Source organism: Sulfitobacter sp., from assembly GCF_036961165.1.
GTDB lineage: Bacteria > Pseudomonadota > Alphaproteobacteria > Rhodobacterales > Rhodobacteraceae > Sulfitobacter.
Genome location: NZ_JBALVJ010000025.1, coordinates 1 through 16,462, shown reverse-complemented (window position 1 = coordinate 16,462; position 16,462 = coordinate 1). Strand labels below are relative to the sequence as shown.

General features: G+C 59.7%; 10 protein-coding genes. 8 read left to right on the top strand and 2 right to left on the bottom strand.

All coding sequences use genetic code 11. The features are described from left to right. Positions 1 to 88: 88 nt before the first annotated feature. Positions 89 to 1,480, bottom strand: a complete 1,392-nt coding sequence (locus V7730_RS12045; RefSeq protein WP_335747840.1) for an aminotransferase family protein — start codon at positions 1,478 to 1,480, stop codon at positions 89 to 91. A gap of 582 nt (positions 1,481 to 2,062) precedes the next feature. Here V7730_RS12045 and V7730_RS12040 point away from each other — a divergent pair. The 3 genes from V7730_RS12040 (at position 2,063) to V7730_RS12030 (ending at position 5,255) form a co-directional block, all read left to right on the top strand. Beyond that, a complete protein-coding gene (locus tag V7730_RS12040) occupies positions 2,063 to 3,067 on the top strand; it encodes a taurine ABC transporter substrate-binding protein (RefSeq protein WP_335747875.1) in 1,005 nt (334 codons plus the stop codon). 116 nt (positions 3,068 to 3,183) lie between these two features. Continuing rightward, positions 3,184 to 3,990 carry a taurine ABC transporter ATP-binding protein gene (locus V7730_RS12035; protein WP_335747839.1) on the top strand — a complete coding sequence of 269 codons (807 nt, stop codon included), beginning with the start codon at positions 3,184 to 3,186 and terminating at the stop codon, positions 3,988 to 3,990. Next, entirely contained in the window at positions 3,987 to 5,255 is a 1,269-nt protein-coding gene (locus V7730_RS12030; RefSeq protein ID WP_335747838.1) for an ABC transporter permease, read from the top strand. The genes V7730_RS12035 and V7730_RS12030 overlap by 4 nt, the downstream gene beginning before the upstream one ends. Positions 5,256 to 5,347: 92 nt before the next feature. Here V7730_RS12030 and V7730_RS12025 read toward each other — a convergent pair whose 3' ends face one another. Next, positions 5,348 to 7,468, bottom strand: a complete 2,121-nt coding sequence (locus tag V7730_RS12025) for a DEAD/DEAH box helicase (protein WP_335747837.1) — start codon at positions 7,466 to 7,468, stop codon at positions 5,348 to 5,350. Between the two features lie 223 nt (positions 7,469 to 7,691). Here V7730_RS12025 and V7730_RS12020 point away from each other — a divergent pair, with 223 nt between their 5' ends. From V7730_RS12020 to V7730_RS12000, 5 genes are all read left to right on the top strand, one after another. Next, complete coding sequence (locus V7730_RS12020; protein ID WP_335747836.1) at positions 7,692 to 8,387, top strand: ImuA family protein; 696 nt, start codon at positions 7,692 to 7,694, stop codon at positions 8,385 to 8,387. After that, positions 8,293 to 9,822 carry a Y-family DNA polymerase gene (locus tag V7730_RS12015; protein WP_335747835.1) on the top strand — a complete coding sequence of 510 codons (1,530 nt, stop codon included), beginning with the start codon at positions 8,293 to 8,295 and terminating at the stop codon, positions 9,820 to 9,822. Before V7730_RS12020 ends, V7730_RS12015 begins: the two co-directional genes overlap by 95 nt. A 103-nt stretch (positions 9,823 to 9,925) precedes the next feature. Then, positions 9,926 to 13,240 (top strand): error-prone DNA polymerase, encoded by a 3,315-nt coding sequence (locus V7730_RS12010; protein WP_335747834.1) that lies wholly within the window; start codon positions 9,926 to 9,928, stop codon positions 13,238 to 13,240. Between the two features lie 46 nt (positions 13,241 to 13,286). After that, positions 13,287 to 14,783: a malonate--CoA ligase gene (locus V7730_RS12005; RefSeq protein ID WP_335747833.1), complete on the top strand. Its 1,497-nt coding sequence runs from the start codon at positions 13,287 to 13,289 to the stop codon at positions 14,781 to 14,783. Then, entirely contained in the window at positions 14,780 to 16,039 is a 1,260-nt protein-coding gene (locus V7730_RS12000) for a glycerate kinase type-2 family protein (RefSeq protein WP_335747832.1), read from the top strand. Before V7730_RS12005 ends, V7730_RS12000 begins: the two co-directional genes overlap by 4 nt. Positions 16,040 to 16,462: the final 423 nt, after the last annotated feature.

Here is a 16,462-nt window from a genome sequence, read left to right as displayed (position 1 = left end):
CGCGCAAAGCACGCAGGCGGCATAATGAGTTGAACGAATAAAGGCCCCGTCGTGCGACGGGGCCTTTCGATGTCCGAGTGCAGGTCGCTTAGCCGAATACACGCCCCATCGCACTGTCCACCGCATCAACGATCTGGTCGATATCGTCCTTGGTCGCGATCAGCGCAGGTGAGAAGCACAGCGTGTTGTTCTTGCCCGGCAAGGAGCGGTTGGTGGCTCCGATAACAACACCCTGCTGCATGCAGTCACCGACCACAGCCTGCAGCATTTTCTCTGACATGGGAGCCTTGGTCTCGCGGTCCTCAACCAGTTCAGCCCCCAAGAACAGACCTTTCGAGCGGACATCACCAATCACGCTGAATTTGTCCTGAAGCTCTTCGAGCTTGCCAGTCATATAGGCGCCCATGTCGATGGTATTTTGCAGCAGGTTTTCACGCTCAATGATCTTCATGTTTTCGATAGCGGCCGCTGGACCGGCTGTGCAGCCGCCAAAGGTCGAGATGTCACGGAAGTAGTTCATCGGATCGGCGGCATCGTCTTTGAACATGTTGAACACCTCTTCGGTGGTCACAAGGCAGGCGATGGCAGCGTAACCAGAGGCAACACCTTTCGCCATGGTTACCATGTCCGGCTTGATGCCGTAGTGCTGGTAGCCGAACCACGTGCCTGTGCGGCCCAGACCGCAGACCACTTCGTCGATGTGCAGCAGGATGTCATACTGGTCGCAAATCTCGCGGATACGCTCCCAATACCCATCTGGTGGGGTGATGACGCCGCCGCCTGCGGTCACCGGTTCAAGACACAGCGCGCCGACGGTTTCGGGGCCTTCCTCAAGGATGATTTTTTCGATCTGGTTGGCGGCCCAGACGCCGTAGCCCTCAACGGGCGCTCCATCCTGCTCGTGGGAGCGGTACTCAAGGCAGTGTGGGACGCGGACAAATCCGGGCGTGAACGGCCCGTATTGCGCGTTGCGTTCGTCCTGACCACCAGCCGACAGGCAGCCGATGGTGGTGCCGTGATAATCGCGGTCGCGGTACAGGATCTTGTGCTTGATGCCGCCATAGCGCTTGTGCGCGATCTGGCGGACCATCTTGAAGCCCTTCTCGTTCGCCTCGGAGCCAGAGTTGCAATAGTAGACGCGGCTCATGCCTGGCATCTTGTCGATCAGCATTTCCGAGAAGATCGAGCCGGGGATAGAGCCGGCGGAGCCCGCGAAATAGTTCAGCTTCACCAGTTGGTCGCGCACTGCATTAGCAATCGATTCGCGGCCATAGCCGACGTTGACGGTCCAAACACCACCCGACACAGCATCAAGATGCTCTTTGCCGTGCTGGTCCCAGACGCGCATGCCCTTGCCCTCAACGATGATCCGCGGATCCGTTGTTTCATAGGCTTTATGCTGGCTTAGATGGTGCCAAATGTGGGCGCGATCGGCCTCGACCACGCGGGAGATGTCATTTTCGTTGAATGTACCGTCCATGATGGCGACCTTTCGACTGGAGTGGTGAATAGGGAAATCGGCGCTATTTGCGCCAAATATTACCATACTAGACTGGAAAGTAATCGAAAAAAATAGGGCCAGAGGTAGGGTATGATTAAGTCCACATTTGTGAAAGCCGCAAATCCCGTCGGTTTCCGGTTATTTCTGCTACTCTTTGAATTTCATGGGTCTGCCTTATTTTTCAGCAGACCAGTTCGCATGCCGCACAGCTCCAGACTGGACTCATGCGGGTAGGTGAACTGGTCATTTGTTTTCAGGGGGGAGCAGTCAGAGTGATGAAAGCTTGGGCTTGGCAGCAATGCCTGCGCGTTCGTTGGGTATGTATCTGGGAATGCACGCCCTTCCCGAGAACGCTTTGACGACGTGCGTTAAGCTATATGTTCAGGCCGTTAGGAACAGCCGTCCGGCCGCGCTATCGTGGCCGGATACTGTTGGAAAAAAGTTGCAAGTGACAGGGGCATCACTCAGGATGCCTACGTCGGTTGCGATATATGCAACACGCATCCTGAGCTTTGCAAACAAAGCCGGGCAATAAAATGTAACTGGGAGAGACTTAAAATGATGAAGAAAACAGTGAGCGCATTTGTCGCTGGCGCCGTGATGTCCATGACAGGCGCCGCCGCATTTGCCGAAAGCCATGGCGAAATCACCGTAGCCTATTTCCTCGAATGGCCGATGCCATTCCAGTACGCCAAAGAGATGGGCACCTACGAAGAAGCGCTGGGCAAAAAGATCAATTGGGTCAGCTTTGACAGCGGTGTGGCGATGTCCGCAGCCATGGCTTCGGGTGATGTGCATATTTCCGTAAGCCAAGGTGTGCCGCCATTCGTTGTGGCGACTTCGGGCGGGCAAGACATCCAGATCGTCGATGTGGCTGTGTCCTACTCCGAGAACGATAACTGCGTTGTCGCCTCTGGCCTAGAGATCGACAAGGATTCTGCGTCCGAACTTGCGGGCAAGAAAGTGTCAGTGCCTCTTGGTACTGCTGCGCACTACGGTTTTCTCAAGCAGATGGACCACTTTGGCGTAGATGTGGGCAGCATGTCTGTTGTTGATATGGCCCCTGCGGAAGGCGCTGCTGCGCTGAGCCAGGGTGCGGTTGATATGGCGTGTGGCTGGGGTGGTGCGCTGCGCCGCATGAAGGAATCCGGCAACATCCTGCTGACCGGTGCCGAGAAAGAAGAGCTGGGCATTCTGGTCTTTGATGTGACATCCGCACCAGCGTCCTATGTCTCCGAGAACGGTGACGAGCTGGCGAAGTTCCTCAAAGTGACGGCAGACGCCAATGCGATGTGGAATGCTGGTGGCGACGATGCCGCAAAAATGCTGCCTGTGATCGCAAAGGATGCGGGCATGGATGAAGCAGCAACCGCCGAGACGATGGCCGGTTTCTCCTTCCCGTCAGTGGAAGAGCAGCTGAGCGCCAAGTGGTTCGGTGGCGGCAGCCAGACCTTCATGGGTGGCGTGGCGCAGGTCTTCGTTGACAGTGGTTCCATCGACAAGGCGCTGGAAAGCTATGAAGGCACTGTGAACACAGGCCCGCTGATGGCCGTCAAAGGCATGTAATCCCGCAGAGGATTAGTTGAGCCCGGCGTGCGTCTGTGTGCCGGGCTTTTTCCAAATAATCGAAGCGGGGCCAACCCCGCCAGCAGGGCCGTGAGCCGCGGCCAGAAAGCAGGGACATGTCCGGACTTGTCATAGATAAACTGTCGATGCGGTTTGATCTGCCCAACGGGGGATCGGTACAGGCGCTCAAAGATGTGTCGGTCAACCTCAAAGCAGGCGAACTTCTGAGTGTGCTTGGCCCATCGGGCTGCGGTAAGACGACATTGCTCAATATCGTCGCGGGGTTTCTGGCCCCGACTGAGGGTGTAATGACCCTGAACGGTCACGATATCAAAGGCCCCGATGCCGAACGCGGCATGGTCTTTCAACAAGGCGCGTTGTTCGAATGGATGAGCGTCCGCGACAATGTCGGATTCGGTCCCTCGATGAAGGGGATGCCGTCCAAGGAGAAAACAGAGATTGTGAACCACCTGTTGGATGTGGTGGGTTTGCAAGATTTCAAGGAAAAAGCGGTTTACGAACTGTCCGGCGGGATGCAGCAGCGCGTGGCACTGGCCCGCTGTTTGGCGAATGATCCCGATGTCATCCTGATGGATGAGCCGCTTGGCGCGCTTGATGCGCTGACGCGCGAAAAAATGCAGAGCCTTGTGCTCAAACTGTGGAAAGAGACGGGCAAGACGATCATCCTGATCACCCACTCGGTCGAAGAGGCGTTGCTTTTGGGGGAACGGTTGATCGTGATGGCGCCACGCCCCGGTCGTATCCACAAGGAATATCGCCTGCCGTTTGCGGAACTGGGTGTGGACGCCGATCTGCGTGAGGTCAAAAAACATCCCGACTTTGCGATTAAGCGCGAGGAGATTCTGGGAATGATCTGGGACATGGAAGAAGAAATCATGGGCCGCACGGAGGAAAAAGCATGACCGGTTTTCTCGTACTGGCTGTTTATGTCGCCATCTTTATGGTTGCTGCGTTCATTTTCACCCGCATCGGGACCGGAAAGGACGGGTACACCGCGCTCAAGACAGTAACGTTCGGGGATGAAAGCGCTGTGCGTCCCAATCGCGCGGCGGGCATTCTTTCGATCCTGACGTTGTTCTTGCTGTGGGGGATGTTTACCGGCTCGAAATACTTACCGGAATTCCTGCACGCGCCAGCACCTTTCGCGGGCGAGACATCCTTTGAATATACGGTTGAGGCCAATGGAGAGAGCGATACAGCCACGGTTGCCGTGCTTGTGCATAACCGTGAAGAAAACCCCGAAAAGCCTGCGATAGAACCGGGTGAGGGTTTCGCGAAGAATGACAGCATCAAAGTGGCTCAGTACAGAAGCCAGCTTGTCTCGTTCGACAAGAACGATGAGGTGAAAAAGAAAGACGGTGCCAAGATCGTTGCGATCAATGGCACGCCGGTTCAGCCCGGTGACACGGTTGAGATCAAAGGCGGCTCGGTCACAATATCGGACAAAGGCACGCCGAATTTTGCGCCGGACAACGGACTGCAAATGGAGCCATTGTACCTGCCTTCGCCAGAGGCGGTGATCGAACGGACAGGCAAAGTGCTGGAAGAAGGCTTTCGCGGAACCTCGCTGCTGGGGCATTTGGGCTGGTCGCTGTTCCGCGTGATCGCGGGCTTTATCTGCGGCGCGGTTGTGGGCATTCCGCTTGGCTATGCCATGGGGCTAAGCAACTGGTTCCGTGGCTGGTTTGATCCGATTGTTGAATTCATGCGCCCCGTTCCACCACTGGCGCTGATCCCTCTGGTCATCATCTGGGCCGGCATCGGAGAGACTGGCAAGATTATCCTGCTGTTCCTTGCTGCACTCTGGATCATGGCGATTGCTGCACGGTCGGGTGTGTCGGGGGTGAACATCTCCAAGGTGCATGCGGCCTATTCGCTGGGGGCAAGTAAGTGGCAGATCATGCGCTATGTGATCATTCCCAACTCCCTGCCTGAAATCTTCACCGGCGCGCGGGTAGCGATGGGCGTTTGTTGGGGCACCGTGGTTGCGGCTGAACTGGTCGCGGCGGAGAAAGGGGCGGGCATGATGATCATGGTCGCGTCCAAGTTCCAGAACACTGACATCGTTATTCTCGGGATCATCCTCATCGGCGTGATCGGCTTTGGCATCGATATGCTGATGCGCGGAGCTGAGCGGATATTGGTGCCTTGGAAGGGTAAAGGCTAAGAGCTTCACCCTTTAGCATTTAATAACAATAAAGGCCGGAGGATTAGCTCCGGCCTTTATTGTCTGGTGTCTACAGTCCCACGGGAACTGGTTTACTTCTTTGGACCCTTGGGGCGTGCATCAGCACCGCGCGCGGCTGGCTTTTTCGCTTTGCCAGGCGGGACAAAGCGCTTGGAAGCGTCCGACGCGCGGTTGTAGCCGCCTTCGGGTTTTGCATCGCGGCTGGGGGCTGCGTCCTTGGCTGGCTTTTTCCACACAGCTTTTGCGCCTGACTTGGCCGCCGGTTTGTCACTACCTGCGCCAGCTTCGCGTGGCTTGTCTTTCCACACGGGCTTTGCCTTGGGCTTGTCGCCTGCCTTCATCGGGGTCCGCTCAGTCTTGTGAGACTTGGGCGGGCGGGCAGCATCGCGCTTGGGCTTGGCTGGTGCGCCGCGCGGTTTGGTGTCTGCCGTCCGTGGTTTGTATTCTGCTGCCGGAACGTCATCATGCGGTGCCCGTGGCTTATACGCGGGCTTTGCGCCGTCCGGATCATAGGCCGGTTTGTCCCGGTGGGCAGGTTTGGACGATTTGTCGTAGGCAGGCTTGGGGCCGCGATCAGGGCGATCTCCACGATCCGGGCGCGGGGGTTTCGGGCCAAAGTCTGGCACACCGTCAAGGCGGGTCAACGTCACGCCGTCTTCGGCTTTCATATCCGGACCCAGCGCTGAAACCAGACGCGGAACGGCACCTTCGGCGACTTCTACATAAGAATGGCGCGGCTGTACGCGGATCGCACCGATGTCATCGCGGGTCATGTCGCCCACGCGGCACAGCATTGGCAGCAAGGTGCGCGGCTCTGCCCCGTCATTGCGACCAGTAGACACGGTGAACCAGACAGATTTGCCGAATTCCATGCGGGGGGCGGATTCTTTGCCATCGCCTGGGTTCGACAGTTCCTCAGGCGCCGAGGCGCGCGAGCGGTGCAGGTTCACAAAAGCGGTGGCCAGCTGCGCGGGTGTGTAGCGCTCAACCAGTGTTTCGACAAACTCTGCTGCATCTTCTGGCGCGGGTGTGGTCCATGCGTCATCGTTGAGCAGACGTTCTTCGTCCGCGGCGTTGACCTCTGCGGCGGAAGGCGGCAGCGCCCATTCGACAGATAGCTTGGCCCAGCCCAACAAGCGGGTCGCTTTGGAGCGCATTTTTGGCGGTACGATCAGCGCAGAGACACCTTTGCGACCGGCGCGGCCAGTACGGCCAGAGCGGTGCAGCAGTGTATCGGCGTTTGTGGGAAGATCGGCGTGGATCACCAGCTCAAGGTTGGGCAGATCGATGCCGCGCGCAGCAACGTCAGTTGCCACACAAACACGGGCACGGCCATCGCGCAGGGATTGTAGCGCGTTTGTGCGTTCCTGCTGGGACAGCTCACCGGACAGGGCCACAACGGAGAAATTCCGGTTCGTCAGGCGCGCGGTGAGGCGTGCGACGGCGGCGCGGGTGTTGCAAAAGACGATCGCATTCTTTGCTTCATAGAAGCGCAGGATGTTCAGGATTGCGTTTTCCGTGTCGCGCGGGTTCACGGTGAGCGCGCGGTATTCGATGTCGGAGTGCTGTTTGCCATCCGAGACGACCGAAACGCGCTGCGCATCGCGCTGGTACGCTTTTGCCAGTTTGGCAATCGCTGCAGGCACGGTGGCGGAGAACATCAATGTGCGGCGCGTGGCAGGGGATTCGCCCAAGATGAATTCGAGGTCCTCGCGGAAGCCCAGATCGAGCATTTCGTCCGCTTCATCCAACACGACGGCGCGGATGTCTGTCAGGTCGATGTTGTTGCGTTTGATGTGGTCGCACAGGCGGCCCGGTGTGGCGACAACGATATGCGTGCCACGGTCCAGCGTGCGACGCTCGGTCCGAGTGTCCATGCCGCCGACACAGGTGGCGACAATTGCGCCTGCTTTGCCGTAAAGCCATGTGAGCTCACGACTAACTTGCATCGCAAGCTCGCGTGTTGGGGCGATGATGAGGGCCAGTGGGGCGCCTGCGCGGCCAAAATGTGTCTCATTGCCCAACAGCGTCGGCGCGATGGCCATGCCGAATGCTACGGTTTTACCCGAGCCGGTTTGGGCGGATACCAGAAGGTCTGCGCCATCGAGTTCAGGGGCGATTACGGCGTCCTGAACGGGTGTCATTGTATCATAGCCTTGAGCGGCCAGTGCGTCTGCGATCGTTTGAATCAAGGGGTGTTCCTGAGCGGATAAAATATGGAGTTGGCTTGCCCCTAATGGGTTGTGGCGCGTTTGTATACGGGTGATTTTGCAAGTTCAGGCCTGCGTGAAGCGCAAGACGCAGCGGAAATCCGCTATCGGAGATTGCAAAAGAGGGAGGTGAGGGGCTGCAAAACGGGGGTGTTGAATTGGGGCTTTTCATGTAGAACAAAAAAAGAACAAAGTGGAGGGATGGATGATGAGCGATTCTTCTTTGGGCCAGCTGGTACGGCTGGGCGATACGCGTGGTGTGGCGGATATGCCTACGCCCGATGCTGCACAGGCGGTGTTGAAGGACGCGCTGTCGGCGCGGCCCTTCGATGCGGCGGTGACAGCGTTTGTGTTGTCCTGTCTGCCGCGCAGCAAGGCACCGGTGCTTTGGGTGCAGGACCGCGCCTCGCGGCTGGAGAACGGGCGCGTTTACGGTCCGGCGCTGAAAGGTGTCACGCTGTTGCGCGTCGAGGTCAGCCATGCGCGCGATGTGCTTTGGGCGATGGAGGAAGGCGCGGCCTGTACTGGTCTCTCCGCTGTGGTGGGGGAGGTGCATGGCGCGCCACCGGTGTTGGATTTCACCGCAACCAAACGGTTGGCGATACGGTCCGAGGCGTCGGGTGTGCCGGTGTGGTTGATCCGGTCCGGCGCTGCAGAGGGGTTGAGTGCGGCACGCGAGCGGTGGCGCATAGGCTCTTTGCCGTCGGAAATGCATCCCTACAATATTGCCGCCCCCGGTGCGCCGGTGTGGGAGGCAGAACTGTTTCGGGCACGTGGACGCAGCCCTGGCACATGGGCAGTACGCTATGAAGAACGCGAGAATCGTCTCCGTTTTCTTTCCCGATCTGGCGATGGACCGCTGGAAGCGGATCACAGCCGCGCAGCGCACGCTGCCGGATGAGGCTGTGCCGGTGGTTTTGGCGGCGCAGGGCAGTCATGGACCTGTTGTGCATGCGGTGAACGCTGCAGGCGTGGGGCGCGGCATCATGGTCGGCGCGCGGGTGGTGGATGTGCAGGCAATCCATCCCGACCTGCACGTAGAGCAGGCCGATCCTCAGGGGGATCAGGTATTGTTGGAAAGATTAGCCCATTGGGCGCGGCGTTGGTGTCCATGGACCGTGGCTGAGCAGGACGGAATTCTTATGGATGTGCGCGGGTCGGCACATCTGTTCGGCGGCGAGGCGCAGATGGTGCGGGACATGCACAGCCGCTTTGTCATGCAGGGGCTGCGCGCGCGTTTGGCGTTGGCCCCGACGCGTGGTGCGGCCCAGATGTTGGCGCGATTCGGGGCGCAGGGAGTGATCTGCCGACCAGAGGATCTGGCGGCAGCGTTGGCACCGCTGTCTGTAGCTGCGCTGCGCTTGCCCGGTGATACCGTGCGGCTGTTGGAGCGTTTGGGCCTAAAGACAATCGGCGCGCTTGAGGGCGTGCCGCGTGTGGGGTTGATGCGGCGGTTTGCAGGTGTGGCAGAGGCGGTCAATCCGCTGGTGCTGCTGGACCGCGCGCTGGGGCGCAGTGCCGATCCGCTGGATGCGCCGCCGGATGCTCAGGTGATGCTGGCGCGGGTGCGCATGGCCGAGCCGGTGATTGATCCGCTGCCGTGGGTCGAAGAGCTGGCGGGGGATCTGGCCGCACAACTGGCGCGCGCAGAACGGGGCGCGCGACGGTTGCGATTAACAATTTACCGTGTGGATGGCGAATGGCGCTGGCGTGATGTGGCCACTGCCAGTGCCAGCCGTGATCCGGCGCATTTTGTGCGGCTTGTGGTGCGCAAGCTTGACGGGATTGATCCCGGTTTCGGCTTTGATCTGATGACGCTGGAGGCTCTGCGAACAGAGCCTTTGGCCCTGCACCAGGACCGGTTGGATGGCGGCCGTTCTGCGGGTGCGGATGTGGCTGCATTGCTGGACCGGCTGGCAGCAAAGCTGGGGCCGACCAAGGTGACATGGGCAGCTTGGATCGAGAGTCACAAGCCGGAGCGCGTGGAGGCTCGTGTGCCCGCCCTTGTCGGAGCCGTGCAGGGCGCGCCAGAAATGCTTAGGGCGCGGCCTTTGCGTCTGTTTGATCCGCCCGAGGAGATCGCTGTGCTTTATGCTGTGCCCGAGGGGCCGCCGGCGCGGTTTGCGTGGCGGCGTGTGGTGTTTTTGATGACGCGGTTCGAGGGGCCAGAGCGGATTGCACCAGAGTGGTGGCGGGACCGAAGCGGCACACGGTTGCGGGATTATTACAAGGTTGAGGTTACTGACGGGCGGCGGTTCTGGCTATTTCGCGACGGCATCGTCGGGGATGCGCGCGGCGGGGATGCGCGCTGGTTTGTGCATGGGGTCTTCGGGTGATGCTGTGCTGCGCGCGTCTGCGACGACGCCCCGCCCGCCATCCCGTACCCTCACAGATGAGCGCGCTTAGACCTCTGTAACGAACGGTAAAGGCTGCCATCTGATGCCAAAACAAGAAGGACACAAACGTCACACCTTAGAGGGTGATGATCCGTTCCACTGGAACGATCCCGGCCCCTACGTGGAGCTGGGGCTGGCCTCGTGTTTTTCGTTTTTGCGGGCGTCCTCGGATGCAACGGACCTGACTGCCACGGCGAATATACTTGGCTACCACGCCATTGGCGTAGCTGATCACAACACGCTGGCTGGTGTCGTGCGCATCCACACAGAGGCTCGCACAGCCAAGGTGCGGCCGTTGATCGGGGCGCGCTTGGTCTTACTGTGCGGGACCGAGATGCTGGCGTATCCTCAGGACCGTGACAGCTATGCCCGTCTGTCTACGCTGCTGTCGCGCGGGAAGATGGCGGATGCCGATGGTGGTTGGCAGGCCAAGGGCGAGACGCATCTGACGTTGGAGATGGTGGCCGCGCAGAGCGAGAGGGTGCAGCTTATCGTGATGCCGCCCGAAAATCTGGATGTGTTCGAGGCGGGTCTGGGACGGCTTTGCAACGCGCTGCACGGATTGCGGCACATCGGGGCGGCCTATCTGTATCGTGGTGATGATGTTGCGCGGATCAACCGTCTAGATCGGATTGCGCGCGTGCATGGGCTGGGAATACTGGCAACCAACGATGTGATCTACCACATGCCCGCGCGCAGACCTTTGCAGGATGTGATGACTTGTATCCGCCACGGAAAAACGATTGATACGGCGGGTTTTTTATTGGAGGCGAACGCCGAGCGCTATCTCAAACCACCCGCCGAGATGTGCCGCCTGTTTGCGCAGTGGCCCCATGCCATCTCTGCCACGCGGGCTGTGGCGGACGCCTGCCGCTTCAGTCTGGATGACCTGAAATACGAATACCCGCATGAGATCGTGCCGCAGGGGCGCACCGCGATGGAAGAGCTGGAACGCCTGACTTGGGAGGGTGCGGCGTGGCGCTATCCCGAAGGTGTGACAGACCGTGTGCGCGCTATCATCGAGAAGGAGTTCGATCTCATCCGCTCGAAAAAGATTGCGCGGTATTTTTTGACGATCAACGACATCGTGCGTTTTGCACGCGAAGAGGCCAGCCCGCCCATCCTGTGTCAGGGGCGCGGATCGGCGGCCAATTCTGTGGTGTGCTTCTGTCTGGGCATTACAGCCGTCGACCCCGAGGAACATGATGTGCTCTTCGAACGGTTCCTCAGCGAAGAGCGTGACGAGCCGCCCGACATCGACGTGGATTTCGAGCATGAACGCCGCGAGGAAGTGATCCAGTACATGTACGCCAAATACGGGCGGGATCGGGCAGGGCTATGTGCGACTGTGATCCACTACCGCCCCCGCTCGGCCATTCGCGAGGTGGGCAAGGCGATGGGGCTGAGCGAGGATGTGACCTCGAAACTGGCCAGCACTGTCTGGGGCAGCTTTGAGGCGCAAATGGGCGACGAGAGGGTGAGAGACGCAGGGATGGACCTGTCCGACCCCTACCTGCGCCGCGTTATTGCTTTGGCACGTCAGATGACGGGGATGCCGAGGCATCTGTCCCAGCACGTGGGCGGGTTCATCCTCACCGAACGCCCCCTGACGGAGATGGTGCCGATTGGTAACGGCGCGATGCCGGAGCGGAGCTTTATCGAATGGGACAAGGACGACATCGACGCGCTGGGTATCTTCAAGGTCGATATTCTGGCGCTGGGGATGCTGACCTGCATCGCCAAGGTGTTTGATCTGATGGAGGCGCATTACGAGGTGCAGCATGATCTGGCGAGCGTGCCTAGTGATGATGCAGACACCTATGACATGCTGTGCGCAGGCGACAGTCTGGGCGTCTTTCAGGTAGAAAGCCGCGCCCAGATGGCGATGCTGCCCAAGCTACGCCCACGCCGGTTCTATGATCTGGTGATCGAGGTGGCGATTGTGCGGCCCGGCCCTATTCAGGGCGATATGGTGCATCCCTATCTGCGCCGCCGTCAGGGGATTGAAAGGGTGTCCTATCCTGCGCCGGGGCCCGAGTATCCGCAGGACGAGCTGCTCAAGATCCTAGGTCGGACATTGGGCGTACCTATCTTTCAGGAACAGGCAATGAAAATAGCCATTGATGCCGCACGGTTTAGCCCGAAAGAGGCAAACGAGCTGCGCAAAGCCATGGCCACCTTCCGCTCGCGCGGAACGATTGAGCTTTTACAGCAAAAGATGGTGGGGCGGATGACTGAGCGGGGCTATGCCCGCGAGTTTGCCGAAAGGTGTTTCAACCAGATCAAGGGCTTTGGCGAATATGGCTTTCCCGAAAGCCATGCGGCCAGCTTTGCCAAGCTGGTCTATGTTTCAAGCTGGATGAAGTGTCATTATCCGGCGGCCTTTGCCTGTGGCTTGCTCAACAGTCAGCCGATGGGGTTCTACGCGCCTGCCCAGATTGTACGGGATGCGCGTGAGCATGGCGTGGAAGTGCGCGGCGTCGATGTCAATTACTCGGACTGGGATTGCACGTTGGAGCCTTGCGCAGAGGGGTTCGCGCTTCGTCTTGGCTTGCGGCTAGTGGACGGGATGCGCAAGGAAGCAGCGGGGCGCATGATGGCCGCGCGGAACGATCCGTTTGTTGATGTGGCAGATATCAAGGCGCGGGCGCGGCTGGACCGCGGGATGATTGGCAAGCTGGCCGCAGCGGATGCTTTCCGCTCTTGCGGGATCGACCGGCGGCAGGCGTTGTGGCAGGCGCAAGGGCTGCGGGATGCGCCCAGCCTGCCGATATTTGAACATGCAGAAGCCGCAGGCGAAGGGCCGGAGCCGGAGGTGGCCTTGCCCGGAATGGCGCAAGCAGAGCATGTAGTGGCGGATTACCAGACCCTGCGCCTAAGTCTCAAAGCACATCCGATGAGCTTTTTCCGGACCTCGTTGCGCGCGCAAGGGTTCACGGGCACCTATAGCCTGATCCACATGGCCCACGGGCAGCGGGTCTCTCTCGCGGGGTTGGTGCTGGTGCGGCAAAAACCGGGTAGTGCCAAAGGCGTCTGTTTTATCACGCTAGAGGATGAGGACGGGGTGGCGAACCTTGTGATCTGGCCCAAACTGTTTGAGCATTTTCGCGCGTTGATCATGACGGCGCGGCTGTTGGTTGTGCATGGTCGGGTGCAAACCGATGGCCGTGTGATCCACGTAGTCGCGGACCGGCTTGAGGACCGCACCGAGCGGCTGGATGCTTTGTCGCAAGACCGGGTTCCCGCAACGCAGGTGCGCGGAGATCACGCCACCCGTCCGCTGCCCGGTCATGTGGGCGGCGGGCGCAAGCATCCGCGTGATGTACGTGTGATCCCGAAATCGCGTGATTTTCACTGACGAATGGCTGGGCTAAGGTGGGGCAAATCATATGAAGGCCCGCACGATGAATAATCCGCTTTATGACACGATGTTTGCGCCGCACGCTGACAAAGACACGCCGTTTTTGTTGCTGCCAGAGGGGGGCATCATCACCCATGCGGCTTTTGTGCGTCGCGCTGCACAACTGGCGCATGCGTTGCGGGCGCATGGGGCCTCTACTGGGGATCGAGTGGCCGTGCAGGTTGAGAAATGCCCTGATATGCTGGCGCTTTATGCCGCTTGTGCGCAGCTTGGCGCGATCTTTCTGCCGCTGAACACGGCCTACACAGCCGCCGAGGTCGCCTATTTCGTGAGCGACAGCCGAGCGGCGCTTTTGGTCGGTGACCCCACGCGCGTGTCCGAGTTGGACGCCGTGGCGCAGGACAGCGGTGCGGCCTTTGCCACGCTGAACGCGACTGGCGGTAGTCTGAGTGACAGCGCGGATGTGCAGCCGGACACATTCCAGACGGTCACGCGGAGCGAGGATGATTTGGCTGCTTTTCTCTATACCTCTGGCACGACAGGCCGATCAAAGGGCGCGATGTTGAGTCAGAAAAACCTGATCAGCAATGCCGCCACGCTGACCAAGCTATGGCAGTTCAGCCGCGATGATGTGTTGCTGCATGCCTTGCCGATATTTCACACGCACGGGCTGTTTGTGGCAACCAATGTGATGTTGACGGTGGGCGGGGCCATGGTATTCATGCCAAAGCTCGATATCGACCAGCTAATCGCGTGGATGCCGCGTGCGACCTCCATGATGGGTGTGCCGACGTTCTACACTCGACTGCTGGACGATGCGCGGTTTGACCGCACGCTGACAGAGCAGATGCGGTTGTTTATCTCTGGCTCAGCGCCGCTTCTGGCGGATACGCATATCGCGTTCGAGCAGCGCACAGGCCACCGCATCCTTGAACGCTACGGCATGACTGAAACCAATATGAACACATCGAACCCCTATGAGGGTGACCGCCGCGCGGGCACTGTGGGGTTACCCCTGCCGGATGTGGAGCTTCGCGTCGCAGATGCAGACGGGACGGAACTGCCGCGCGGAGAGACTGGCGTGGTCGAAGTGCGCGGGCCGAATGTTTTTCAGGGATACTGGAATATGCCCGAGAAAACCGCCGAAGACATGCGGCCAGACGGGTTTTTCATCACCGGCGATCTGGGGGTGCAGGACGCTGACGGCTACGTGACAATCGTTGGGCGCGGCAAGGATCTGATTATTTCGGGCGGCTACAACATATACCCCAAAGAGCTGGAGTTGGTGCTGGACGCGCAGGAGGGTGTACTGGAAAGCGCCGTGATCGGCGTGCCTCATGCAGATTTGGGCGAAGTGCCACTGGCGGTGCTGGTGCCCGAAGCGGGTGCGCAGATTGATCTAGACGCGATCAAAGCGGCAGCAGCTATCGCGCTTGCGCGCTTCAAACAGCCGCGTGATTACCGCGTGGTGGAAGCGCTGCCGCGCAATACGATGGGTAAGGTGCAAAAGGTCGCCTTGCGGGCGGAGTTCGTGGAATGATTGATGCTGGGAAACAGGCTTTTTTGACAGGCCTTTTCGAGGCGGCTGTCACCGCGGCGGATGCACATGCAGCAATGGCACAACACCTGCCTGCGCGGCCTAAGGGACGAACCGTCGTTGTCGGAGCGGGCAAGGGTGCTGCGCAACTTGCTGCAGCATTTGAGGATCTTTGGGATGGCCCGTTAAGCGGGGTGGTTGTCACGCGCTACGGCTATGCCTGCCCCACACGTCAGATTCGCGTGATGGAGGCGGCGCATCCGGTTCCGGACAGTGCCGGCCTTGCCGCCACCCAAGCGTTGTTTGACGCGGTGGCGGGACTGGGGCCTGACGATCTGGTGGTGGCCTTGGTCTGTGGCGGCGGATCGGCATTGCTACCTTGCCCTCCAGAAGGACTGGAACTGGCTAACGAGCAGGCCTTGAACGAGGTACTGCTGGCATCTGGCGCGCCGATCGGCGTGATGAACGCAATCCGCAAACACGCCAGCGGCATCAAAGGTGGGCGCCTTGCAGCGGCGGCGCATCCAGCGCGGGTGGTCAGCCTTGTCGTCTCGGACGTGCCGGGGGACGATCCGGCGCAGGTGGCATCTGGCCCCACGGTGCCGGATGTAGTCACGCTGGCTGATACGCTAAAAATGATCGAAGCGCGCGGTCTGGTCCTGCCGCCAGCCGTTCTGGATCGGCTGCAACCCGCGCCGCTGCCCGATGACCCTGTCTTTGCGCGCAACGAAGTGCGGGTCGTTGCCTCAGCCCGGATTTCGCTGGAGGCCGCCGCGCGTGCAGCCGAAGCCCAAGGGATGCCTGCGGTGATCTTGTCGGACGCGATTGAGGGGGAGGCCGAGGTGATTGGTCAGATGCACGCGGCCATCGCGCGTGAAGTCATAGCGCAAGGTCGCCCCTTTAAGGCGCCAGTGGTGATTCTGTCGGGCGGCGAGACAACAGTGACCCTGCGCCACAAGGACGGGCGAGGTGGGCGCAATACAGCCTTTTTGCTGGGCTTTGCGCAGGCGATCGACGGGGTTCAGGGGATCACGGCGCTTGCAGCTGATACTGACGGCATCGACGGATCAGAAGACAACGCAGGCGCCTTTGCTGATGGCACTACTGCCACGCGGATGCGAGCGGCAGGCATTGATCCGGCCAACGCGCTGCGCCGCAACGATGCCTGGGGTGCTTTCGATGCGGCAGGTGCGCTGTTTGTGCCTGGGCCCACGGGCACCAATGTGAATGATTTTCGCGCGATCCTGATCTCGCCCTAACCGCACATCGGGTTGGATGCGCTCCGGTGTCGCATCCAGCCGTTCAATTTTGAAGGCAGTAGTGCTGTGCGAAGTGGTGGTCTGATCGGTTGATGTTATGGGATTTAGCCCTCTTCGTGTTCTTTGCTGTGCAAAGTCACTGTCGGGACGATGCGCTTTTACTTTGTAAAAGCGCTTGGTGGACCTAAATGGCAAAAGTTCGAACCATTTTTGGGACACTCTGATCGATTGGGGGAAGTTGGTCTCGTGTTTTGACCCATGACATCCAATCTGATCAGAAGTGAAAGAAGGGTCCTTCGGTACGGTGAGCAGTCGATCACCTTAATGTCAACATCCGGCGGCGAGAATGACACATTCTCACTTATAGGGGCTTTGTTGCACAAATCGTGCCCCGAGGATTCACCACATGAATCCAGCGTGATA

Bases quoted from the DNA above. Each gene is read 5' to 3' on its own strand.
- V7730_RS12030 (WP_335747838.1), top strand. From the start codon at position 3,987: ATGACCGGTTTTCTCGTACTGGCTGTTTATGTCGCCATCTTTATGGTT.
- V7730_RS12015 (WP_335747835.1), top strand. From the start codon at position 8,293: ATGAAGAACGCGAGAATCGTCTCCGTTTTCTTTCCCGATCTGGCGATG.
- V7730_RS12020 (WP_335747836.1), top strand. From the start codon at position 7,692: ATGATGAGCGATTCTTCTTTGGGCCAGCTGGTACGGCTGGGCGATACG.
- V7730_RS12000 (WP_335747832.1), top strand. From the start codon at position 14,780: ATGATTGATGCTGGGAAACAGGCTTTTTTGACAGGCCTTTTCGAGGCG.
- V7730_RS12040 (WP_335747875.1), top strand. From the start codon at position 2,063: ATGAAGAAAACAGTGAGCGCATTTGTCGCTGGCGCCGTGATGTCCATG.
- V7730_RS12010 (WP_335747834.1), top strand. From the start codon at position 9,926: ATGCCAAAACAAGAAGGACACAAACGTCACACCTTAGAGGGTGATGAT.
- V7730_RS12045 (WP_335747840.1), bottom strand. From the start codon at position 1,480: ATGGACGGTACATTCAACGAAAATGACATCTCCCGCGTGGTCGAGGCC.
- V7730_RS12005 (WP_335747833.1), top strand. From the start codon at position 13,287: ATGAATAATCCGCTTTATGACACGATGTTTGCGCCGCACGCTGACAAA.
- V7730_RS12035 (WP_335747839.1), top strand. From the start codon at position 3,184: ATGTCCGGACTTGTCATAGATAAACTGTCGATGCGGTTTGATCTGCCC.